We start from the raw sequence: 21,737 nt of genomic DNA on the forward strand, positions 1-21,737 counted from the left end.
CCATGAACAACTCGGTATCGAATACGGTCCGGCTGCTCGGGGCGGGACTGCGTGCCCTCCTCGTGCTGACCCTGGTGACGGGCGTCGTCTATCCGCTGGCTGTCACCGGCGTCGCCCAGGGGCTGTTCCACGGCAAGGCGAACGGCTCGGAGATCAAGGCGGACGGCAAGGTCGTCGGCTCCTCCCTCATAGGTCAGGCGTACAACCTGCCGCTGAAGAAGGGACAGCAGACCCCGGAGCCGGACCTGAAGTGGTTCCAGGGCCGGCCGCAGAACGGTCTCGGCACCAACAGCGTCAACACCCAGTACAAACTGATCCTGTCCGGCGCGACCAACCGGGCCGGTGACAACAAGGACCTGATCGACTGGGTGAAGGCGGCCAAGGCCGCGGTCGTCAAGGACAACTCGGTGCCCGGCTACCGGGTCAGCCCGTCCCAGGTCCCCGCCGACGCGGTGACCTCCTCCGGCTCCGGCCTCGACCCGGACATCTCCCCGCAGTACGCGGACCTCCAGGTCCACCGGGTCGCCGCTCGGAACGGCCTGTCCGTCACCCAGGTGAAGAAGCTGGTGAAGGACCACACCAAGGGCCGCCAGCTCGGCTTCATGGGCGAGCCCCGCGTCAACGTCCTCCAGCTGAACATCGCGCTCAGGGAACTCGCTGCGAAGAACTGATGGCGTTACACGGTCCACGCCGGAGCCGGCGGCCCGGGAGACACCCGGGGCCGCCGGCTCCGGCCGCCATGACGTCGGACCCTGTTTCCGGCGCCCACGGCCCGACGCACGACAGGAAAGGCGTACACCCATGACACGGGTGCTGGTTGTGGAGGACGACCCGCAGCTCGTACGGGCCCTCCTCATCAATCTCCAGGCACGTCACTACGGGGTCGACGCTGCACCTGACGGTGCCACCGCGCTCCGGCTCGCGGCCGTCCGCCAACCCGATGTGGTGCTGCTCGACCTCGGACTGCCCGACATGGACGGCACGGACGTGATCAGAGCGTTGCGGGGCTGGACCAGAGTGCCGATCCTGGTGCTGTCAGCCCGGCAGGGCTCCGACGAGAAGGTCGCCGCGCTCGATGCCGGCGCGGACGACTACGTCACCAAGCCCTTCAGCATGGACGAGCTCCTGGCCAGGCTGCGCGCCGCCGTCCGCCGTACGGGGGAGTTGCCGCTCGGCGTGGAGGCGGGGCTGGTGGAGACGGCCGACTTCACCATCGACCTGCTGGCCAAGAGGGCCGTACGTGCTGGTCGTGATGTCCGTCTCACCCCCACCGAGTGGCACCTGCTGGAGATACTCGTCACCCATCCCGGTCGGCTGGTCACGCAGAAGTACCTGCTCCAGGAGGTGTGGGGCGTCTCACAGCGCAACAAGACGAACTACCTGAGGGTCTACATGGCCCAGCTACGACGCAAACTGGAGAGGAACCCTTCCCAGCCCCGTTACCTCATCACAGAACCCGGCATGGGTTACCGCTTCGAAGGATGACCATGGCACGTGGCAAACTCCGGATCTACCTCGGCGCTGCACCCGGCGTCGGCAAGACCTACGCCATGCTGTCCGAGGCGCACCGCCGCGTTGAGCGGGGCACCGACTGCGTGGTCGCCTTCGTCGAGCACCACGACCGGCCACGCACGGAGGTGATGCTCCGCGGCCTGGAGCAGGTGCCCCGAAAGGAGCTGGAGTACCGGGGCAGCACTTTCGCGGAGATGGACGTGGACGCGGTCCTCGCGCGCCGTCCCGACGTGGCGCTCGTGGACGAACTCGCCCACACCAATGTGCCCGGCTCGCGCAACACCAAGCGCTGGCAGGACGTCGAGGAACTGCTCGCGGCCGGCATCAACATCGTCTCCACGGTCAACATCCAGCACCTGGAGTCGCTGAGCGACGTCGTGGAGTCGATCACGGGCGTGCGGCAGCGCGAGACCCTCCCGGACGAGGTCGCACGCCGGGCGGACCAGATCGAGCTGGTCGACATGTCCCCGGAGGCGCTGCGCCGCCGTATGGCGCACGGCAACATCTACAAGCCGGACAAGGTCGACGCGGCCCTCTCCAACTACTTCCGGCCTGGAAACCTGACCGCACTGCGCGAGCTGGCCCTGCTGTGGGTGGCCGACCGGGTCGACGCCTACCTGCAGGAATACCGCAGCGATCACCGCGTCTCCGCCATCTGGGGCTCCCGCGAGCGGATCGTGGTCGGCCTCACGGGCGGTCCCGAGGGGCGCACGCTTATCCGGCGTGCCGCCCGGCTGGCCGAGAAGGGCGCGGGAGGCGAGGTCCTGGCCGTATACATCTCGCGCAGCGACGGCCTGACCTCCGCCTCCCCGAAAGAGCTGGCCCTCCAGCGCACCCTGGTCGAGGACCTCGGCGGCACCTTCCACCATGTCGTGGGCGAGGACATACCGGATGCGCTGCTGGACTTCGCGCGCGGCGTCAACGCCACCCAGATCGTCCTCGGCGTCTCCCGCCGCAAGGGATGGCAGTACGTCTTCGGACCCGGTGTCGGCGCCACGGTCGCCCGGGAGTCCGGCCCCGACCTCGACGTGCACCTGATCACACACGACGAGGCCGGCAAGGGACGCGGCCTCCCGGTGGCCCGGGGCGCACGTCTCGGCCGGCTGCGCCTGATCTGGGGCTGGCTGGCCGGCCTCGTCGGCCCGGTGCTGCTGACCTGGCTGCTGGGCAGCCTTCTCCCGGGCCTGGGGCTGGCCAACGAGATGCTGCTGTTCCTGGCGATGACGGTGGCGGCGGCCCTGCTGGGCGGGCTCCTTCCCGCCCTTGCCTCGGCGGCGGCCGGTTCGTTCCTCCTGAACTGGTACTTCACTCCGCCGGTGCGGACCCTGACCATCGCGGACCCGAAGAACATCGTCGCCATCGCGATCTTCGTCGGGGTGGCCGTCTCCGTCGCCTCGGTCGTCGACGTCGCCGCCCGCCGCACACACCTGGCGGCGCGGCTGCGGGCCGAGGCGGAGATCCTCTCCTTCCTGGCCGGCAGCGTCCTGCGGGGCGAGACCAGCCTGACAGCTCTCCTGGACCGGGTCCGCGAGACCTTCGGGATGGAATCCGTCGCGTTGCTGGAGCGGGAGAACGAGAAGGTGCCATGGACCTGCGCCGGCAGCGTCGGCCCGCAGCCGTGCATCACCCCGGACGACGCGGATGTCGACGTACCGGTCGGCGACCACATGGCACTGGCCCTGTCCGGACGTGTCCTGCCGGCCGAGGACCGCAGGGTGCTCGCCGCCTTCGCCGCCCAGGCGGCCGTGGTCCTGGACCGCCAGCGCCTGAAGCAGGAGGCCGACCAGGCCAAGGCGCTGGCCGAGGGCAACCGCATACGTACCGCCCTGCTCGCCGCCGTCAGCCACGACCTGCGCACCCCGCTCGCCGGCATCAAGGCCTCGGTCACCTCGCTGCGCTCCGAGGACGTCGAATGGTCCGAGCGGGACCGGGCCGAGCTCCTGGAGGCCATCGAAGCGGGCGCCGACCGCCTCGACAACCTCGTCGGCAACCTCCTCGACATGTCCCGCCTGCAGACCGGCACCGTCACCCCGATCATCCGCGAGACCGACCTCGACGAGGTGATCCCGATGGCACTCGGCGGAGTCCCCGAGGGCAGCGTGGACCTGGACATTCCCGAGACCATGCCCATGGTCGACGTCGACAGGGGGCTCCTGGAACGGTCCGTCGCCAACGTCGTCGAGAACGCCGTCAAGTACAGCCCCGCGGATACTCCGGTACTGGTGTCCGCGAGCGCCATCGCCGACCGCGTCGAAGTACGCGTGGTGGACCGCGGCCCGGGCGTCCCAGACGAGGCCAAGGACCGCATCTTCGAACCCTTCCAGCGCTACGGAGACTCCCCGCACGGCGCCGGCGTCGGCCTCGGCCTCGCCGTCGCACGCGGCTTCGCCGAGGCCATGGGAGGCACCCTCCACGCCGAGGACACACCCGGCGGCGGCCTCACCATGGTGCTCAGCCTGCCGAGAGCGGGGGACCAGCCGTCAGCGGAGCCGGACCTGTCCGCGGCGGCCGTCACGTAGGCGATCGGCGGAGATCGCGGGTCGTGTGGCCGTCGCGTGCAGTCGCCCGAGCCGCCGTCGGCTATGAAGCAACGGTCTTTGAGGACCAGGCAGGGGCGTCGGTGATCTCCATTGCCGCGCAGGACGGTCCGGTACCGACTCCCGGCGCCGGCAACGGGACGCGGAGCGCGGGCCCGAGGTACGCCGCCGAGACCGACTCGCCGGAGTGACTCACGAGTGCCGACATGCCGCCTGTCCTGGCCGGATGGAATGCTCGGCAGCCGCACACCGGCCAGCTTGCCATCTCCTCCGACGCCAGAACCCTCACTCAGCGCCGCATCCTGCCATTCGGCGGAATCCGCGGCCCCTAACCGTCGGCCGGGCACGAAGGGCGTCGTCGGCGGCACCGACGACGCCGCCACCACCGGCCTGACCCACCTCGGCGCCCGCGAATATGATCCTTCCACCGGCCGGTTCGTCAGCGTCGACCCGCTCATGGACCTGGCCGCTGCGCAACAGCACAGCGGCCAGGCCTACGCAGACAACAGTCCAGTACCCGTCTGACCCATGGATGGTGTCAGGCGTGTCACAAATAGCTCCCGTTTGTCGCGGGCATATGTACTCAGTTGGTTCTACGTCACGGGTAGGCGACGGGCCCTTGCCGCGGGCCGAAAGACATCGTTCACCGGGCGTAGGCCGACACGACATCAGCGTCGCGCCGCGCCGCCCGAGTAGATTCCTCACCCGGGCTCGCGGCGCCGCCCCAAGGGGGTGCTAGGGATGACGGACCGCGGTCTCTGGTCGCACAACGACATCGCCGCACACATCAGCGTCCGCGCGGACACCGTCCGCTCCTACCGCAAACACGGACTACTGCCACTCCATGACGCGAAGCAGGTGGTTGGTGAGGCCGATCGCCGAACTGAGCTTGGTGGGGGTGACGGCGGTCTCCATGCGGACGTCGTCGACGTAGAAGATCCAGTGCAGCCATCGGGCGGTGAGTGCGACGCGGTCGGTGATGCCTTCGGGATAGATGCGGGCCATCGCCTCTGCGTAGTTTCGTGCGATGACCCAGGCCCGGTCGATGTCGCTGGTGTAGAGGCGGAAGCGGTCGAGCCAGAGCTGGGAATCGCGGTCAATGCTGTCGAGCTCGGGGTGAACGGCCGCGTCGATGGGGCAGTACAGCGGCGGCAGGTGAAGCAGTTCCGGGGCGGTCGTGTCCGCGATCGTGTGCATGGCATGCTCCCTCGTGATGTGGATCGGGGCGGCGTTCCTGCAGGCGTCGTATGACGCGCCGGTATGGGGTGGCGGTGGTGAGAACTCAGGACAGGCCGTCGGTGCCGGTGCTGCGCGTTCAAGGGCTGCCGCAGCTGTCCGGCCGGGCGGTGCGACGGTCAGGTGGTGCGTGAGTGCGCGGGGCCGGTCGGGTGCGAGGTCGCTGAGTGGCCTCGTGGGTTCACGCCGAGCGTGTGGGCGTCGGGCTGGGCTGTCATATCTGGAGGATCCGTTTGTCAGGATGCGCGGGTAGCTGTCGAGGCGGCGAGACGGCACAGTGCTGTGGTGGCGGCGGGCCGCAGGGCAGTGCCGTCCAGTGCTCGTTGGGCGGCGTGGAGCCGGTCGGTGATCATCTGTTCGACGGCGGCCGTCGCCCCCGTGGCGGTCAGTACCGTTCGCAGCGCGTCCGCCGCGGCCTGGTCGAGGGAGGGATCACCCAGGTGGCCGTTCAGGGTGCGCCGCTGGACAGGGGTTGCCCGGTCGAGGGCGGTGGCGACCAGCACGGTGTGCGTGCCTTCGCGCAGGTCGTCCAGGGTGGACTTGCCGGTCTGGGCGGGGTTGCCGTAGACGCCGAGGAGGTCGTCGCGGAGTTGGAACGCTTCGCCGGGTGGGATCGCGTAGGCGGACAGGGACCGTAGGTGGGCGGGGTCGGCGTCGGCCAGGGTGGCGCCAAGGTGCAGGGGGGCCTGTCGGGGTACCCCAGTCGCGAGGAATCGGCCCACGACCTGGTGGAGAACTCACACGCCTCCACCGCCCTGTCCTACGCGGACGGTCTCGCCAAGGCCCACGCACTGGCGGACGAGCGGGGCCGAGCGGTCGTCGCCGTCATCGGCGACGGCGCCCTCACCGGAGGTCTGGCCTGGGAGGGTCTCAACAACCTGGCAACCGCGACCACCCGGCCGGTCGTCGTGGTCCTCAACGACAACGGCCGCTCCTACGCCCCCACCACCGGAGGAATGGCCCATCACCTGCGCAAGCTGCGCAGCGAGGGCCGTTCCTCCCACACGCCGAACGTCTTCACCAACCTGGGTTTCTCCTACCTCGGCCCGGTTGACGGCCATGACATACCGGCGATCGAGCGCGCGCTGCACCACGCCAGGGCGCTCGACCGCCCCGTCGTGGTCCACGTCACCACGGTCAAGGGCAAGGGCTGACGTATACAGCCTCGCCGCGCTAGTGGTTCCCGAGTGGGAGGACCTGGTCTCGCGGAGCACGGCCCGCCGAGCCGGCGTCGTGGCCGGGCGCCGGGTGGGCCGGGTGGAGGTGGAGGCACTGAAGAGCATGACGGCCTTCTTCGCAGCCTCGACAGGGGCCTTCGGCGGTGGCACGCCCGCACCGCGCTCACCACCTACCTGGCCGACGACGTCACCCCCTGGCTGCTCGCCGCCGCCAGCGAGAGAGTGCACAGACAGATGCTCACACAAACGGCACGGCTCACCATCCTCCTGGGCAACATGTGCGCCGACGACGGCGCCGACGCCCTGGCCCAGCACTACCACCGCACCGCCGCCCACCTGGCCGCCGAAGCCGAGGAACCCCACACCTACACCATCGCCCTACGGGCTCTTGCCGCCCACGCACTGGAACTGGGACACCAGCAGTCCGCGCTCACCCTGACCGAACAGGCCGCCAGTACCGCAGCGCGTCATTCCTCGCCCCTGACCCAGTCCTTCACCCAGTCCCAACTGGCCGTCGCACACGCACGAGCCCAGGACCGCAACCGGGCGCTCCTTGCCCTGCAACGCGCGGAACTCCTCCACAGCCGCGCAGATCAAGACCCCTCCGACCCCTTCGACAGCTATCCGGCCGCGGCTCTGCACTACCAGCGGGCCCGGACGCTGACGGCGCTGGGGGACCACCAGGCGGCCGACCGCGCTTTCAACGCCTCCCTGCGCGCCCGCGCCCCACAGGCGCGGAGAGCCAGAGCACTGACCACGGCCCTCCTGGCCGAATCACAACTCCTCCAAGGAAACCTGGAGGAATCCCTCACCACCTGGAAACGGTTCCTCAGCGACTACCCGGGGCTCCGATCCGCTCGCGCCACCGCCTCCCTCACCACCATGCGCCAGGTACTGCGCCCCTACAGCACCCACCCCGGCGTGGCACTCCTGATCGAAGAGGCCGCGTCCCTGTAGGGCGGGGATTCCCCCGGCGGTCTTCGGTGAGCGGGGATGGAGGCGCCATGGGGGACGACGGCTCAGGCCCGAGATGAGGCCTGGTCAGGCGGTGCTGCGCTCGCCGCCGCGCAAGGCTAACGGCACTCCCTCGCTGTCCTGCGCCAACGCGAGCCTCTCGTCGTAGCCGCGCAGGGACCACAGGACTGGTGCTGATGCCCTCGTGGCCCGTCTCCGCGGGACTGGCAGCCTGTGCCGGGGCTCCAGCCCAGCTTCACCACCGCAGAGGGCGGCGCACGCCACCGGGGCCGATCGGCACGCAGGACTCACCGACGCGTACCTTCAGGGCCTCTGCGGTGCTCCGAGCCTCTGCGGTGCTCCGACCACCAAGCCGCCCACCGGCCCAGCAGCCGCAGGCCGACAGCGCGCCCCCGGATACCTGGTCTGTCCTGCCGGCCTCGGTACGACTCGGTCTTCTCGGACTTCCTCGGCCGATTCACGGGACTCAGAGCAAAAGGATCGTCCATGACTGGTTTCTAGCCTCGCCTCACTCCCGTCCCGCATGAAGACGACGAAAGGCGTATGTGTTCACCCGGGGAATCGTTTCGAATCGTCCCTCATTTGCCCGCAGCAGAGTAAGACCCCGTATCAGGCGAGGGGGCGGAAGTGGGTTCTCCCTCCGTCGTGAGAGTCAAGCTGCCCAGGGTATGAGCTGATCCCTTGTTGTCGACGGCACGCCACCGCCCCGACGCCGTCACCACCGAAGAGGAACCCAGCCAGGCGACTGGGCTGTGGCCAGCAGCGAGGGCGGTCGCTTCGTCACTCCTTTGCCGGTGGGCCTGGCGTCGTTCTTGGGAGGGCGCCACGGCAGACCGCGTAGCGCCCCATTCCTGCGAGGTGTCGTGTAATGCAGCTGGCGCATGCTGAACACGGGAGTGGCTGGAGCCGGCTCCCTCGCAGTTGAGTGCGCGCACGCCTCGCTGCCCTCGTCGCGATCGGGGCCCGTGTCCACGGCAGCGCCCGCCTGTCACGGCGTCTCACCCCTCTGCGCCTGCAGTTGTTGCCTGCCAGGAGGCGACCCATTGCCGGACTGTGTCCGCGTACCAGTACGGCTTGCAGCCTTCCACGTGATCGGGCGGTGGCAGCAGTGCGTGCTTGCGGTATGAACGCACAGTGTCCTACGAAACTCGGGGCATCTCACTCGACCCCGCAACCCGGGCCTACGCTGAACGCCCCGGGCACAGGGCAAGCCGACCGCGGGATCCATCGCTGTCCCGGCCGATACGTCACACGCCAGCACTACCGACAGCTCGAAACCCAACCCCTCGCCGCCCTTGCCCAAGCTCCGCGAAAATTGCAGGCTGGAAACATGCGTTGAACACACACGTGCCATGCACTACGGCGACCGACTCGACGTCAGCACTGACAAGGGCGATACCGCCCTCACCCACAAGATCGCTGACACTCCCTCCCCGCCTGGCGGAGCGAATTCCCCGGCTCGAACGAACACAGCCGTAGCGCTTGATCGCCGGGATCGGGGACGCGGTCAGCATGAGGAGGCGAGCCAGCGCCACCAGGCGGCGCTGACAACGGATTGACGGGCGTCGTTGAGGTGGACGCCGTCGAAGTACCACAGGCCGGCGGGGTTGGCGGCGGAGGGGTGGATGAACTGGCGCATCATGTCGACGATGCCGGTGGACACGGTGGAGGCGACGGTGAAGATCACCGAGGCGTACTGCGACCACGGGTATTTCGGGTGGACTGGGTCCAGAACGCGTTTCCGCCTGCCAGCCAGGAGATCTCCTCGTGCGGGTAGAGCATGATGTCCACGCCTGGCCGGGCAGCACGGATATCAGCGGGAAGAGGACGGGCCAAGAAAGAAGAACGGCGCGGTGCCACGGCGGGCCGGTCCCTCCCGAACTGGTCCTAGTGTCGACAGGAAGCCGCGGGCCGCTACCGACCTGGGGCGATGCTGCAGGCGCTCGCCAGTTGTCCGTCGTTACGAAACTTCGAGCTCGACGGTGCGTAGCCGAATCTTGGCCTGATGATGATTGATCCGATCGGCGTAGCCGATCAGTTCTCTCTCTTGAACTCGCCCGATGACTCGGCCGGCAGCGGCCGCGACGAAAGCCGGTAGGTCCGGCCGTAGGTCCCTGACCACCCCAGCGGGAAAGGACGGATGCGTGACTGCCCAGAATGGTGACTCAGCAGCCCGGGCGCCTTTGCTGTCGCCGACTCCAGCGGATCCGGTCCTCGTCGGTGCCCCCGCTCGCATCCGGACATACGGGGCCGAACGCTGACCACGCGCCGGACGCTGGGTCATTCGGCAGAGGCATTCGAGGCCTGCCCCCGCATCGCGCGCTCAGGAACAGGGCCGAGGTGGTGCGGACCCGCTGGGAACCGCCGGCCTCGCCGGCCCATCCGCGCCAACGGCTCCTCATGCCCTCGGCCCGCGAACACGCCGGACTGTCGCTCTGAACCACGAACGTCAGCAAGGGATGGTGTGAAAGACCGTGGAGCTGCGTGAAATGCGCGCCTTCGTGACCTCGATCGAAGAAGGAAGCCTGTCGGCCGCTGCTCGACGCCTGAACATCACGCAACCGGCGTTGTCACAGACGATTCAGGGGTTGGAGCGACAACTCGGCGTGAAGCTGCTGAGGCGAAGCAATACCGGTATCCAGGCGACGGAAAGCGGCGCCATCCTGCTCGCCGAGGCCAGAGCCATCTTGGCTCGCCATGAGCACGCGATCGCCCGCGTGAGCACGTCGTCCAAAGGTGGCAATAGCCCACTACGGCTCGGCGTCCCCATCGAGTTTCCTTCCGGTGTGTTGTCCGACGCGCTGGCGGAGTTCGTCGCCGCTCGTCGCACCTCCGGTGTGCAGATCAGGACGATGCCGACGAGCCGACAAATCGCCGCCCTCCAGACCGACGACCTCGACCTCGGACTGGTCCGTGACCGCCCGGTCGGCTGGGATTCAGAGGTGACGCTGATCCTCGAAGAGAGCCTTGGCGTCCTCGTCTCGAAGGTCGACGCCGAGCGAATTGCCGGCCCGGCAGGGATTCGCCTGGACCAGTTGGCCGGACTGGACTGGGTGGGTTTCCCCCGCGAGAAGAGCCCGGCCTGGCACGACGAGATAACCGCGACCCTGCGAGCAAACGGTGTGCAGCCCGCTTTCGCCTACGAACAAGCGTCGACCCGTGTGGTCAAGGTGGGTGTCGTCAGCATGGATGACGCTTTCGCTTTGGTACCTCCGCAACGGTATCGAGGAATCTCCAGTTCCGTGACCTGGCTGCCGATCGACGGTCCCCCGCTGGTCCGTCGCACGTGGGCCGCGTGGCCCGCGCGGTCGGGCCGCGCTGATCTTGCCTTCTTCATTGATTGCCTGCGGCGGATCGCAGACCGTGAATCAAGTGAGTTCACACAGGCCGGGTGATGCCGGGCGGGCTACCGGCCGGTGGCCCGCCAGATGAGGTACCGGTTCTGCGTGTCGAACCTCCACAGGTCATAGAGTTTGCGGGCCGGAGCATTGTCCCCGTAAGTAGCGACACCGAGCCAGGAGATGCCGCTCGACCGGCCATCGACCACGGCTCGGTGCAGCAGTCCGTTCGCGATGCCTCGACCCCGGTATCGCGTGGCAACGGCCAACCGGTGTATCCAGAGCAGTTCCACGGGGTCCTGCCAGGCGAGGAGGACACCTGCCGGCTTGCCGGTCTCGCGGTCCGTCGCCAGCGCGCCTCGCAAATCATGGCCGGCCAGAGGGAGACGCCAGGCGGTCCGGTCCTCGTGTCGTCCGGCGCCGGAGGCGACCCATTCGGAATCCTGATAAATCAGTTGGTACAAGGCGTCCAGATCGGGGGACCGCGTCAACGGCTCGACCCGTACCCGCTCGTCCATGCGGAACTCGGGCAGTGGTGCCGAGAGGTCCCGGAACACTTCATAGGTCACGTGATCCTCGTCCCAGCCGGCGACAGCGCGTAGCGCGTCGAGCAGCTGGCCGTCGTTTTCCGGCACCCGGACCATCGTGTCCGGAAACGTATCGGCGACCCACCGCAGCAATTCCGTTGTCGCCGTCATGGCTCCGGACGCTGCCAACACGTCGATCTGTTCGTCCGACACCCTCCGCACCAAGGCCATCGGCTCCTCGCCGTCGACCTGCGCCAGCTGGATCCGCGCCGGGTCGCCGACGAGTTCAACAGCTTCGTCCGGCGAAGGCGCGCTCCCGAATATCCGCGTCTCGTACTCTCGGAGGACTTTTCCGAGCGCGGATCGGTCGCTCGGCTTCGCCGACCGGATCGCGACATTCCGGATCGTTGTCATATCTCCTCCTGACTGTCACCAGTCCTGCGAGTGACGAAAGCGGCGAGAAATGGGTTGGCCTGGAAATCCCCCCAGAATTCCGGGCCGAACTCTTCGTGCGCGGTCCGGTCCAGAACGAGCGGGAGCCATTCGAACTCGCTGAGCCCCGCTTCGGCGGCACACCGGGAGTACACCTCGGCGCGGGCGAAAACCGCCTGGAAACTGATCGGTGGCGTGGTGTGCGCCGTGGCGTGCACCCGGACGCCGAACTCCGTCCAGGACAACGGTTCGAACGTCCAGCCGTACTTGCTCGACGGTGGCCCGTCGAAGGCGAACCGCGGGTTCTGGGTGACGCCGACGAACCTCCCGCCCGGAGCGAGGTTGCGCCGCACCGATCGCAGCATCGCCGTCAGCGAGGCCTCGTCGGCGGCATAGTTGAGCAGCCACACGCCCGTGATGAGGTCGAAATCCTTCAGGTGAGGAAGGTCCGTCGCGTCGTGGACCTGGTAGCCGATCCCGAGCGGATCCGCGGCTTCCCGCCGCCGGGCGGCGTCGATCATTGCCGAGGACACGTCGGCACCTTGTACCCGGGCTCCCCGGTCTCGCAGAATCCGGGTGTAAAAACCCGTGCCACAGGCCAGATCGAGTACGTCCAAATCGCTGACGTCACCACAGGCCGCCAAAACCGTGGCCGCTTCCGGTAGCGCGGACGGGAGTGTTTTGACGTCCTGGTAATGACCGCCGATGGCGTCGTAGGCTGGGCGATGAGAATTCCGTTGGTAGACTGCCATATGAAAAGCTCCTTCTCCGCGACGCCCGCTACGGGGTTTCGGCGAGCCGGAATCCGACGGCGTAGATGGCGCGGTCGAACCATCCGTGCCGACGCCGGCACCGGGCCAGGTCGCCGAAGCGGGTGAAGCTGCCTCCGCGGGCGACACGGTAGCGAGGGCCACCGATGGTCAGGTCGTCGGCGACTTCCATCCCTCCCGGGTAGGGGCGATAGTCGTCGGCGACGAATTCCTCCACGTTCCCGGCGAGATCGTCCACGCCGGTGCGGCTGCGCCCGGCCGGATACATCCCCACCGGGGTGGTGGTCAGCGGGCCGGCTTCGACCGTGTTCGCCGCGCCGGGCACGAAGTCGTCACCCCACGGAAATTCCACCGAGGTGCCCCCGTGCGCGGCGTGTTCCCACTCGGCCTCGCTCGGCAAGCGGAACGATCTTCCTGTCCGCTCCGACAACCAGCGGGCGTACGCCTCGGCATCACCTGGGCGTACTGTCCACACCGGATGGTTCGCGCGCAGATGTGGGTAGCCGCCGAAGCGCCATGACGACGGGAACCCACCATGCCCGGTGTCGGCCAGGAACCGCCGGTATTCCAGATTCGTGACCGGCCACCGCATGATGCGGAACTCCGGCAGGGACACGCGATGCGCGGGGCATTCCTTGATGATCCAGTCGCGTCGCACACCGGCGTGCCGCCACTGGGCGGTCACCGCGTCGACATCGCCGGGCGCCAGGCCGATCTCGGTCGTGGTGGCGGCGATGGTGACCATCGCGGGCGACATCGGATCGATTCGCGGATCACCGATCATGGTGAGCACGGTGCCGGCGACGTAGCGCCGCGACGGCGCCACCTCCTGGTCACCGAGCACCGCCACCAGGGACTCCGCCGGCCTGCCGAGTAGATCCGCGTGTTGTGCGAACGCATCGGAAGGGATGCGCTCGACCAGGTGGTCGGGCAGCCCCATCGCGCCCCGGTCGTCGAGCGAGTTCGGGTTCACTCCGGCCAAAGTGGACATCACGAACGCGCCGTCGGTATCGGATAGACCCGCCCGTCGTACGAACTGGCCAGGAATCGCCGGTTGTCCGCGTCGAAGGCCATGGCCGAGATCCCGGCGGCGGTCGGGCGTGAGTGGCTCGTCCAGCGGCCGGCCTTCCGGTCATACACCGCGACGTGACCGTCGTAGGCACCGAGCGCGAGAATGTCGCCGGTGGTGTTGGCCGAGATGCACTTGATCGAGTGCGTCAACGGTGTCGGCAACGCGTCGCCGTGGAACGAGCTGTCCCACAGGCGCAGCCGCAGATCCCGTCCGACGCTGGCGAACTCGCCGTCCCCCAGCGCGACGCACCCGTTGGCGATGCGGTCGTGCGCGGCGGGCACCCGGTGCAACTCGGTCAGCGTGGCGACATCGTGCCATGCCACGCTCTGGTCGGCGCATACGGAGAAGATCACGCCACCGGACACGGCAACGCCCTTGACCGCGTTTTCGTGCAACTGCAGGTCCCGCACGTGCACCAGCTGATCGTCCTCGCAACGCAGTACGATCCCCTCACCGGTGTATCCACCGACAACGACGTGTTCCACGCCGTCGCGGACGAAGCGTGCCCCGCAGTTGAGCGGCGAACGGTGCTGGTGCAGCATGCGACCGGTGATCGCGTCCATCAGGCGGCCGAGTTGCCCACCGGTCACGAGGAGCTGGTCCATCGGCGTCAGGAAGTTGCACAGGCTGCCCAGCTCGACGATCAGTTCACCATCGCGGCGCACCGCGCCCGAGTCGCCGACGGTGAACACACTCTTGTCGAAGGCACAGCTGGCGTTCACGCCGTGTGTCGCCGGGATGTCTTCGGTGGCCCATCGACCGGTCTCGTAGTCGAACGTACGGTACGTGCTGCCGAAGGTGCCGCAGACCACGGTGCTGCCGGCGGCGAAGGCACAGGAGCGGGGCCACACGTCGTCCGGAAAGGACGTTTCCGCCACTTGGACGGGCGCCGCGCCGGAGACGTCCCACAGTCGCATCGTGCGGTCGTAGCTGAGGCTGACCAGCAGGTGCCGGTCGGCCGCGAGCACCAGGCGTTTGATGCCGGCCTGGTGCGCCCGCACCCGTTCGCGTCCGGCCGGGCCGATGACGACGATCTCGCCGAGGTCGTTCCCCGCGTAGAGAACACCGGCCGGGTCGATGACCACCGTGTCGGTCTCGACCCCGCCGAGATCGATGTCTTCCACCAGGCCACCGGTGGTCATCGACCAGCGCTTGACCGTTCCGTCGTCGCTGGAGGTGATCAACTCGTCGCCGCCGGCGGCCCATTCCACCGAAATGACGTCGGCCTTGTGACCGCGGAAGCGGTGGAGCAGTTTCCCGCGCAGGTCGTAGACCCGCACCTGGTGGTCCCGCGACGCGGTCGCGACCAGCTCGTCGACCGGGTGGAAGACCGACATCTCGACGTCGTCGTCGTGGTCGTTGAGCACGGCCAGCAGGGACAGCTCCGGCACCGACCACAGCCTGGCGGTGTAGTCGCTGGAGGAGGTGACCAGCAGCCTTCCGGAAGGATCGAACGCGCACTGGTTGGCCAGGTGATCGTGCAGGGCCCGGCTCACCGCGGTTCCGGTGTGCTGGTCCCACAGGATCACCTGGTTGTCGTATCCGGCGGTGGCGACGAAATCGTCACGATAGGCGGCGATACCACTGATGGGTCCGGTGTGTTCGATCACTACCTGCTCCTTTCCCGAGATCGTAGGGTCCGGCTTCACGCGCTGATGTCATGGTGGAAACGGGTCGCTTTGGTGCGCAGGTACCGCAGGTTGTATTCGGTGGGATAAACGCCAGTCCGCAGGGTGCGGCGAATCGTGATACCGGCGGCACGGAGCCCGGTGACCTTGTCCGGGTTGTTGGTGATGAGCACGATGTCGTCCACCTCCAGAGCGCCGAGCATCTCGGCCGCCACCTCGTACCGTCGCGCGTCCGCGGGAAGATCCAGTTCGAGATTCGCGTCGACGGTGTCGCTTCCGGCGTCCTGCAGGCGGTAGGCGTCGAGTTTGTTGTAAAGCCCGATGCCGCGCCCTTCCTGGCGCAGGTAAAGCAGCACCCCGCCGCGTTGGGACAGCAGGTTCACCGCCTCGTCGAGCTGGGCGCCGCAGTCGCACCGCGCGCTGCCGAACACATCGCCGGTGAGACACTCGGAGTGCACCCGCACAAAGGGAGTGGCGGCATTCGCTCCGGGAAAAATCAGTGCGAAATGTTCTGCGTCATCACAGAGTCCGGCGAAGCTGGTCAGCAGCGGCACCGAGTCGCCTGGCTGCTGCCGAACCAGTGGTAGCGGAACTTGGGTGCGGATCCTCGGCATGGTGGACACCGGTGACGACAGATCAGGCGCGACCGGCACTCCATTCAGGGTCATGATAACTCCAGGCGACTTTTCCACACGAACACGCGAATGTCCGGTGCATCGTCAGAAACGTTGAACTTGTGATTGGGAGAGCACAGCATCTTCGTCTGCTGAAGGCTCAGGAATGAGCTGCCAGGCCGGCCGGTGCGAGATCCCAGTCGCGCCGCCGGTTGGTGAGCAGCCAGCCGACCGGAACCAGGGAAACCGCCCCCAGCACGAGGAACGCACCTCGAACGTCGAAAACCGCGTTGGCAGCGGAAATCACCGCCGGTCCCAGTGCACTCGCGCCGCCACACACCAGCCGCCAGAAGCCGTAGACACGGCCGATCACCTCTCGGGGCAAGGTATCGTAGAGCACCATTTCCGCTGCGGTGGTGACGGTCGCGTAGGCACCGAACACCGCGATGAGGCCCGGAATCACCAGCAGGGCGACCGGCATGGGCACGAGGAACAGGCCGATCGTCATCGCGGCCGACGCGCCTGTCGCCACGGTGCGCAACCTTTTCCGGGAGCGTCGGCTGATCAGTAGTGCGCAACCCATGGTCGCCACGTTGACCACCGTCACCACGCCGCTCACCATCGCGTCGGAGAACTCGAGGCGATCACGAAGGTAGAACAGTGCCAGGTTCAGCGTCCCTGTGGTGGCCAGCAGTTCACACGGGATCATGAGCAGCATTGCGATGAAGACCGGGCGACAGGTGCGCAACGTCTGCCAGCCGTCCGCCAAGGACCTGAGCATGCCGACCGGCGGAGACCCGCCGTCGCCCTCCCGGGGCGCACGGATGCCGGCCAGCCAGACTGTCGCCGGTGCCGCGAAGGTGATCAGGTTGAGCCACAGGAGGGTCTGGTAACCCAGGGGCCCGACCAGTGCACCGGCGAGCAACGGACCCAGCACCGTCGTCGCCTGGAACTGCGCCGCGAGGATGCCACGGGCTTGCCCCGGCTGATCGGGAAAAAGCGTGGGCAGGCTCGCGAACCACCCGCTCCGGTACATCGCCCCGCCGAGCTGCACCACGAACTGGCAGGCGACGAGGGTGCCCGCGCCCGGCCGGCCGGTCTCGAGGAGGAGGTTGAGTGTCAGCGCCGCGCCGAACTGCACCGCGAGACCGGGCACGACGAGCACCCGGGAGCCGTAGCGGTCCGCCACATAGCCGAACAGCGGTCCGCTCACCAGCAACGAAATCGGAGTCGCGGCGGCCAGCAGGACCATGATCTGCAACGACCGGGTCAGGTCGTAGGAGAGCAACGGGAGCGCGACGGCGTATACTCCGTCGCCGAGATTGTTGGCGAACACGCCTGAGCTGAACGTGAGAAACCGCGGGCTGTGCCAGAGCGACCTGGACGCGACTGCATCCTTTGTGGCAAGAGCCTGCCTCCCGTTCACCGGCCGGCTCCCGGATCTGGCGCGAGCCACAGATCACGAATACGGACGGGCCCGTCGTCCTGCAAGCGGTAGGTACGCAGCCAGCCGCCCCGCCCGCCCACGAGCAGGTACCGCGTACCGTCGGCGCTGTGGAGAGGGTGCAGTGCCTTGGCGAAGTCGGGTAGCGGCTCGAGAATGCCCAGGAGTTCGGGCTCGGCAGGCCCAGCCGGAGCCGGATCGGTGAACACGCCCAGCTGCGCGCCATAGGTGGAGACATACACGCGACCGCCGATACTGACCGCGTCCTCAGCGGTGTTGTCCAGTAGCTCCCGGAAGACCCGCCAGGTCCGGCCCGTCTCCGGGTCGAGTTCCCGCACGCTGTCGCCCCCGGTGACGAAGAGCCGGTCCCCCTCGAAGAACAACCGCTTGCTGTACGCGTCCTCACCGGTCTCGGCCGACCAGCGCACGTCCTCGGAGTCGTCGCCGATCCGGTATACGACCCCATCGCGGCGGCCCAGAAGCCGGTCCCCATCGGGGGCATAGGTGCCCGCCCAGACCGGCACATCGCCGAGGTTGATCTTGTGCTGCAGGTCGCCGTTCGTGATGTCGAGTTCGAGCCCACCCGAATTCGCGGTGACGAGGACTCGGGTGTGCGTGGGATCGACGGCGACTGTGAACAGGCGTGTGTCGAAGTGCACGCTCCACACGACCGAGCCGTCCCCGGCAGCGCGGAAGACGTTGCTGTCGCGGGTGACACCGATCCAACCGCCGTCGTCGAGCGGGACGACCCGCCGGGTCAGGCCGAGGTGGTGGCGATGATGGGCGGCAACGCGGACAACCGCGCTGTCGGACGCGCCCCCGGTGTCGACGACGAGTTCGGCCACACCGTCGTCCGTCCCCGCGAGAATCCGGCCGGCCTGGTCAGGATGACTCTGCAGATCCCAGACACACTGGCGGCGGAAGGGCGCGCGAGCGACCACCGTGTCGTCGGCGTCCAAGGCGGTGATCGAACCGTCCTGGGTGAGGACGAAGACCCGACCCGTCCGCGGGCTGACCGTGATGTCGATGATGTTGTGTCCGAATCGGACGGTGTGCGCGATGCGCAGCTGCGGATCGCTGTTGTCGAACTTGTGCAGCTCGCCGTCGAAGCCGCCGAGGTAGGCCCACCGGTAGTCCGAGGTGAAGTCCATTGCCTCGACGTCGTCGGTGGCGAACAGCGCGCTCTGGGTGATTCGCCCGTCCTCGGTGACGGTCACCACGCCGTTGGAGATCCTGTCGGTGTCGCCTGCTCCGCTGTCCTGTGTGACCCAGAAGCGTTCGTGGCGGGGATCCCAGCGTGCCCGGTGCAGGTTCGACCGATCGTCCACCCGGATCTCGATCGGGAACTCCAAACGCTCCACGTCGCCGAGGAACAGCCGGCCCTGCTTGTCGGTGACCGCGTGGAGGTCGGGCCGGTCGAACGACAGCCATTCCAGATAGCTCTCGCTCATCGACGGCACGATGCGGTCCACCCGGAAGGTGGGCAGGTCGATGATCACCAGTTGGAGATAACCGTTGTTGACGTAGACCTTGTCCTGCCACACCCCGATCCCCCGGTTGATCGTCGGGGAAGGTTCTTCGCCCGGCATGAGCAGGGAGCGGTCACAGAGCGCGTCGGCGTCGAGGTGGTCGAGAAGATCCAAGGACGGCAAGGACCAGCGGCTGATCCCGCCGCGCTTGTCCTTGGTGATCACGTAGCGGTCGGTCGCTGTCACCGCGTAAACCGGTTGCCCGCCGGGCAGCGCACTGGACGAGCGGATCGGTTCGAGGTTCTCGTCAAGCAGGTGCAGCTCACCGGCGACATCGGTGGCGAGGATACCCATTTCCGAGAGACAGAGAATCCTGAGAACTCGGTTGCGCAGTTCCATTTGAACGTTCACCCCTTGACTACTTCGGAGCAAATGGCCGGTACCGTCGAAGGCCGGGCGGGGGCGCCCCGCGTCGCACGGGGCGCCCCAGCATCGGTGCTCACTTGACGAGCTTCGCGTAACGGCGCACGGGCTTGGTCATCTGAATTCACCTCCTCTGCCGATCGGAAATCATCGGTCACCTCGACGAGCCACAGGGTCACGCCGAGGAATTCGGGGGGATGAGAAATGAACGGAAAGAAGCCGAACTATACTGAGGAGACCGCGGTGAAAACGTCCTGGCCAGCGTGGGCTCGTCCTGGGCGGCAACCGGCACGAGAAACCTCGACGCGCAGGGGTTCCTTTCTCGCCTCCAGCGGGAGCTCCACGTCCGCCATCAGCAGGGCACCACTTTCCAGCAACGTCTGGTCGACAAGGCAGGTTCCGCTCGTCGCACCGAAGACCCGGAGTTGCCAGGGAGCGTCTGGGGGAGCCTGATACGAGGTCGCCGCGATCCGGAGCACGGGCGTGGCGGGATCGGGAAAACTCGCGCCCACGACAATCCGGCGATCGGTGACCACCGGCCCCAAGCTGTGCATGGTGCCGTGCTTGACCAGCGGATTCGCGAGTGCATCCTCGTCCACCTGAGTCCAGACGGCCTCACCGATCACGAGTGCGTACCCCGGCAACTCGACCACTTCGCGGACCGCACACTCGGCGTTCAGCACACCGCCACGGACATGTGGAGTGCGCAGGACCGCCGGCCCGGCCAGTTCGAGGTCGGCGCTGCTGGTCTTGTCCACGTCCAGTCCACTGAAGCTCCCGGCAAAAGCGGCGACGGCCACGTCGGAATCCGCACACAACGTGAGGGCGAACTCTCCGGCCTCCCGGACGCGGGTGTTCGACCAATTCTGGTCGGATATGCCGACCGCGATGTGGAGTGGCTCCAGCGCCACGAAGTACGACCACTCGGCCGCCATCACGTTGACGTTCTTGTCCACATTGGTGGCTATGAGGCCGACAGTGCTGGTCATCCAACGTAGGTAGCCGGTGGTCACGCCATCTCCCTGTGGTCGCCGATTTATATTGCGCCTACTCTCGTGGAGCGCTCACGTCATCCGACGGCTTATTGATTTGCTCGGATTTATCAACTGCGAATAACTCTAAGCCCGTCCGGATGGGCCGGTCAAGACGTGCCGCTGCACAAAAAACGGCCCGGAGCCCCGGAAAACGCGGGCTGAACTGCGACAATTCAGCTCGTCATAAGATTGCGCTATAGCGCAGCCCAAGTGAGGGTTATCGCGGGCAGCAAGAAGAATTAATTGACAAGTTTAGAAAGGTGACCAACAGGGTGACCTGGAAAAACCCCGGCGCAGCGCGCCGAGCTCGGCCGGCGCCGCGAACGGCAGGGCGCGGTGCAGACCTGCCTTGATCCCCAGCGTAACGGCACCGGCAGCCTCGGATGTTGGATTGTTCCGGACGGGCCCTGGGAGATCGCCGAGCCGCTGATCCCACCGTCGAAGGTCCGGCCACAGGGCGGCGGAACGCAGGACACGCCTGATGAGACGCTGTTCGCGGCGATCGTCTTCGTGCTGGTCAGCGGTTGCGCCTGGCGGGCTCTGCCGCCGTGTTTCGGGGTAGCGAAGTCGACCGCGCACCGCCGGTTCCTGATCTGGTCGCGGGCCGGGATGTGGGGCGACTGCATGAGGCGGTGCTGCACCGGCTCGATGACGCGGTCTCATCGACGTCTCGCGCGTGGTCCTCGACTCCGCTCACGTGCGGGCTGAAAGGGGGCGAACTCACAGGTCCGAGCCCCCTGGACCGGGGTAAGCCGGGTTCCAAGATGCACATCCTGTCGGACGCGAACGGACTGCCCCTGGTCGTCGGCGTCTCGTCCGCCACCACACACGACAGCGAGGCACTGAAGCCCATGGTCGTAGGTCACCACACGAGACACGCCCCCCACCGCGGCCGACACTTCAAGCCTCAGCGTCCGCACGCCGACAAGGCGTGTGACATCCCCCGCCTGCGTAAATACGGGGCAAGCGCATCGGCGTGCGCATCGCCCGCAAAGGCATCGAGTCCAGCGAACGGCTGGGCCGGGCTGCGTTGAACCCGGGGGCCGGGCAACATTGCGGGGTGGCCGACCTGGTGTGGGATGACGTGAGGTGCTTCTTCGACCCTGACTCGATGGGGGCGTTGCCGGACGTGCGTGTCCCGGATGCCTCGGTGGAGGACTGGCAGGCGGTCCTCGATCTTGTCGCGGAGAAAGGCTGGAGGTGTCAGTACTCCCAAGGGGAGAGGGTGCTTCCGGTGCCACGGGCGGAGGCCGTCCTGTCCCGTCCGGCGGATGCCGAGTGCCCGGACCTGCGGGTGTGGCCGACGGCCGATGTGTTGGCGATTTTCCGTTTCCATGCCGACGATGAAGCCGACTTCGACGTCGACCTGCGCGAGTTGCAGGGCCAGGAGCGACTTGATGTGTTCCTCGACTTCCTCCGGGAGATCGGCCGGCGGCTGGGCAAGCCGGTGCTGATGGACCCGGAGGGCGACTATGGCCATCCGGTGATCGGCTTCGACGTCGAGGCCGATCAAGTCGTTCTACTCGCAGACTCGCAGGTCAGGTGACT

Annotated in this window: 18 protein-coding genes and 3 pseudogenes; 9 read left to right on the forward strand and 12 right to left on the reverse strand. The window is 67.5% G+C overall.

The features are described 5' to 3' along the window. Window positions 1-2 precede the first annotated feature (2 nt). The 4 genes from ACSMXW_RS31225 (at window position 3) to ACSMXW_RS31240 (ending at window position 4,574) form a co-directional block, all read left to right on the forward strand. The gene (locus ACSMXW_RS31225) at window positions 3-671 is read left to right on the forward strand and encodes a potassium-transporting ATPase subunit C (RefSeq protein ID WP_485801255.1); all 669 of its coding nucleotides are present in this window, start codon (window positions 3-5) and stop codon (window positions 669-671) included. A 130-nt stretch (window positions 672-801) separates the two neighbouring features. Further along, a complete protein-coding gene (locus ACSMXW_RS31230; protein ID WP_485801256.1) occupies window positions 802-1,485 on the forward strand; it encodes a response regulator in 684 nt (227 codons plus the stop codon). 2 nt (window positions 1,486-1,487) lie between these two features. After that, window positions 1,488-4,031: a sensor histidine kinase gene (locus ACSMXW_RS31235; protein ID WP_485801257.1), complete on the forward strand. Its 2,544-nt coding sequence runs from the start codon at window positions 1,488-1,490 to the stop codon at window positions 4,029-4,031. Between the two features lie 249 nt (window positions 4,032-4,280). Beyond that, window positions 4,281-4,574: an RHS repeat-associated core domain-containing protein gene (locus ACSMXW_RS31240; protein ID WP_485801259.1), complete on the forward strand. Its 294-nt coding sequence runs from the start codon at window positions 4,281-4,283 to the stop codon at window positions 4,572-4,574. 306 nt (window positions 4,575-4,880) lie between these two features. On the opposite strand, the gene ACSMXW_RS31245 is transcribed toward ACSMXW_RS31240, so the two are convergent. Then, window positions 4,881-5,246: a hypothetical protein gene (locus ACSMXW_RS31245; protein ID WP_485801261.1), complete on the reverse strand. Its 366-nt coding sequence runs from the start codon at window positions 5,244-5,246 to the stop codon at window positions 4,881-4,883. 275 nt (window positions 5,247-5,521) lie between these two features. Next, a complete protein-coding gene (locus ACSMXW_RS31250; RefSeq protein ID WP_485801263.1) occupies window positions 5,522-6,007 on the reverse strand; it encodes a polyprenyl synthetase family protein in 486 nt (161 codons plus the stop codon). On the opposite strand from ACSMXW_RS31250, the pseudogene ACSMXW_RS31255 reads away from it, so the two are divergent. Then, window positions 5,963-6,436: pseudogene (locus ACSMXW_RS31255) on the forward strand (1-deoxy-D-xylulose-5-phosphate synthase N-terminal domain-containing protein); the annotation flags it as partial. The gene ACSMXW_RS31250 and the pseudogene ACSMXW_RS31255 overlap by 45 nt on opposite strands. 36 nt (window positions 6,437-6,472) lie before the next feature. Continuing rightward, the gene (locus tag ACSMXW_RS31260; protein WP_485801265.1) at window positions 6,473-7,420 is read left to right on the forward strand and encodes an NsdA family TPR-like regulatory protein; all 948 of its coding nucleotides are present in this window, start codon (window positions 6,473-6,475) and stop codon (window positions 7,418-7,420) included. Window positions 7,421-8,436: 1,016 nt separating this feature from the next. On the opposite strand, the pseudogene ACSMXW_RS31265 reads toward ACSMXW_RS31260, so the two are convergent. Both ACSMXW_RS31265 and ACSMXW_RS31270 read right to left on the reverse strand, forming a co-directional pair. After that, window positions 8,437-8,577, reverse strand: a pseudogene (locus tag ACSMXW_RS31265) (MarR family transcriptional regulator); the annotation flags it as partial. A 368-nt stretch (window positions 8,578-8,945) separates the two neighbouring features. Then, window positions 8,946-9,125 carry a hypothetical protein gene (locus ACSMXW_RS31270; protein WP_485801267.1) on the reverse strand — a complete coding sequence of 60 codons (180 nt, stop codon included), beginning with the start codon at window positions 9,123-9,125 and terminating at the stop codon, window positions 8,946-8,948. Window positions 9,126-9,912: 787 nt separating this feature from the next. On the opposite strand from ACSMXW_RS31270, the gene ACSMXW_RS31275 reads away from it, so the two are divergent. Beyond that, window positions 9,913-10,833 carry a LysR family transcriptional regulator gene (locus tag ACSMXW_RS31275; RefSeq protein WP_485801268.1) on the forward strand — a complete coding sequence of 307 codons (921 nt, stop codon included), beginning with the start codon at window positions 9,913-9,915 and terminating at the stop codon, window positions 10,831-10,833. An 11-nt stretch (window positions 10,834-10,844) separates the two neighbouring features. On the opposite strand, the gene ACSMXW_RS31280 is transcribed toward ACSMXW_RS31275, so the two are convergent. From ACSMXW_RS31280 to ACSMXW_RS31315, 8 genes are all read right to left on the reverse strand, one after another. Further along, complete coding sequence (locus tag ACSMXW_RS31280) at window positions 10,845-11,717, reverse strand: GNAT family N-acetyltransferase (protein WP_485801270.1); 873 nt, start codon at window positions 11,715-11,717, stop codon at window positions 10,845-10,847. Next, window positions 11,714-12,487 (reverse strand): class I SAM-dependent DNA methyltransferase, encoded by a 774-nt coding sequence (locus tag ACSMXW_RS31285; protein ID WP_485801271.1) that lies wholly within the window; start codon window positions 12,485-12,487, stop codon window positions 11,714-11,716. The genes ACSMXW_RS31280 and ACSMXW_RS31285 overlap by 4 nt, the downstream gene beginning before the upstream one ends. Window positions 12,488-12,515: 28 nt before the next feature. Then, a complete protein-coding gene (locus ACSMXW_RS31290; RefSeq protein WP_485801272.1) occupies window positions 12,516-13,478 on the reverse strand; it encodes a formylglycine-generating enzyme family protein in 963 nt (320 codons plus the stop codon). Between the two features lie 17 nt (window positions 13,479-13,495). Further along, on the reverse strand, window positions 13,496-15,187 hold the full coding sequence (locus ACSMXW_RS31295) for a WD40 repeat domain-containing protein (RefSeq protein WP_485801274.1): 1,692 nt from the start codon (window positions 15,185-15,187) through the stop codon (window positions 13,496-13,498). A 35-nt stretch (window positions 15,188-15,222) separates the two neighbouring features. After that, window positions 15,223-15,873, reverse strand: coding sequence for a GTP cyclohydrolase II RibA (ribA, locus tag ACSMXW_RS31300; protein ID WP_485801275.1), 651 nt, complete (start codon window positions 15,871-15,873; stop codon window positions 15,223-15,225). 106 nt (window positions 15,874-15,979) lie between these two features. Then, window positions 15,980-17,155 (reverse strand): MFS transporter, encoded by a 1,176-nt coding sequence (locus ACSMXW_RS31305; protein WP_485801277.1) that lies wholly within the window; start codon window positions 17,153-17,155, stop codon window positions 15,980-15,982. Between the two features lie 86 nt (window positions 17,156-17,241). Beyond that, window positions 17,242-19,131, reverse strand: coding sequence for a WD40 repeat domain-containing protein (locus ACSMXW_RS31310; RefSeq protein ID WP_485801279.1), 1,890 nt, complete (start codon window positions 19,129-19,131; stop codon window positions 17,242-17,244). Window positions 19,132-19,379: 248 nt separating this feature from the next. Then, the gene (locus ACSMXW_RS31315) at window positions 19,380-20,168 is read right to left on the reverse strand and encodes a flavin reductase family protein (RefSeq protein WP_485801280.1); all 789 of its coding nucleotides are present in this window, start codon (window positions 20,166-20,168) and stop codon (window positions 19,380-19,382) included. A gap of 357 nt (window positions 20,169-20,525) precedes the next feature. On the opposite strand from ACSMXW_RS31315, the pseudogene ACSMXW_RS31320 reads away from it, so the two are divergent. Both ACSMXW_RS31320 and ACSMXW_RS31325 read left to right on the forward strand, forming a co-directional pair. Then, a pseudogene (locus ACSMXW_RS31320) lies at window positions 20,526-21,213 on the forward strand (IS5 family transposase); the annotation flags it as partial. Window positions 21,214-21,249: 36 nt separating this feature from the next. Then, window positions 21,250-21,735, forward strand: a complete 486-nt coding sequence (locus ACSMXW_RS31325; protein ID WP_485808440.1) for a hypothetical protein — start codon at window positions 21,250-21,252, stop codon at window positions 21,733-21,735. Window positions 21,736-21,737 lie beyond the last annotated feature (2 nt).

The organism is Streptomyces sp. DSM 116793, assembly GCF_057320905.1.

Bases quoted from the DNA above. Each gene is read 5' to 3' on its own strand.
- ACSMXW_RS31230 (WP_485801256.1), top strand. From the start codon at position 802: ATGACACGGGTGCTGGTTGTGGAGGACGACCCGCAGCTCGTACGGGCC.
- ACSMXW_RS31245 (WP_485801261.1), bottom strand. From the start codon at position 5,246: ATGCACACGATCGCGGACACGACCGCCCCGGAACTGCTTCACCTGCCG.
- ribA (WP_485801275.1), bottom strand. From the start codon at position 15,873: ATGACCCTGAATGGAGTGCCGGTCGCGCCTGATCTGTCGTCACCGGTG.
- ACSMXW_RS31240 (WP_485801259.1), top strand. From the start codon at position 4,281: ATGCTCGGCAGCCGCACACCGGCCAGCTTGCCATCTCCTCCGACGCCA.
- ACSMXW_RS31225 (WP_485801255.1), top strand. From the start codon at position 3: ATGAACAACTCGGTATCGAATACGGTCCGGCTGCTCGGGGCGGGACTG.
- ACSMXW_RS31235 (WP_485801257.1), top strand. From the start codon at position 1,488: ATGGCACGTGGCAAACTCCGGATCTACCTCGGCGCTGCACCCGGCGTC.
- ACSMXW_RS31280 (WP_485801270.1), bottom strand. From the start codon at position 11,717: ATGACAACGATCCGGAATGTCGCGATCCGGTCGGCGAAGCCGAGCGAC.
- ACSMXW_RS31310 (WP_485801279.1), bottom strand. From the start codon at position 19,131: ATGGAACTGCGCAACCGAGTTCTCAGGATTCTCTGTCTCTCGGAAATG.
- ACSMXW_RS31285 (WP_485801271.1), bottom strand. From the start codon at position 12,487: ATGGCAGTCTACCAACGGAATTCTCATCGCCCAGCCTACGACGCCATC.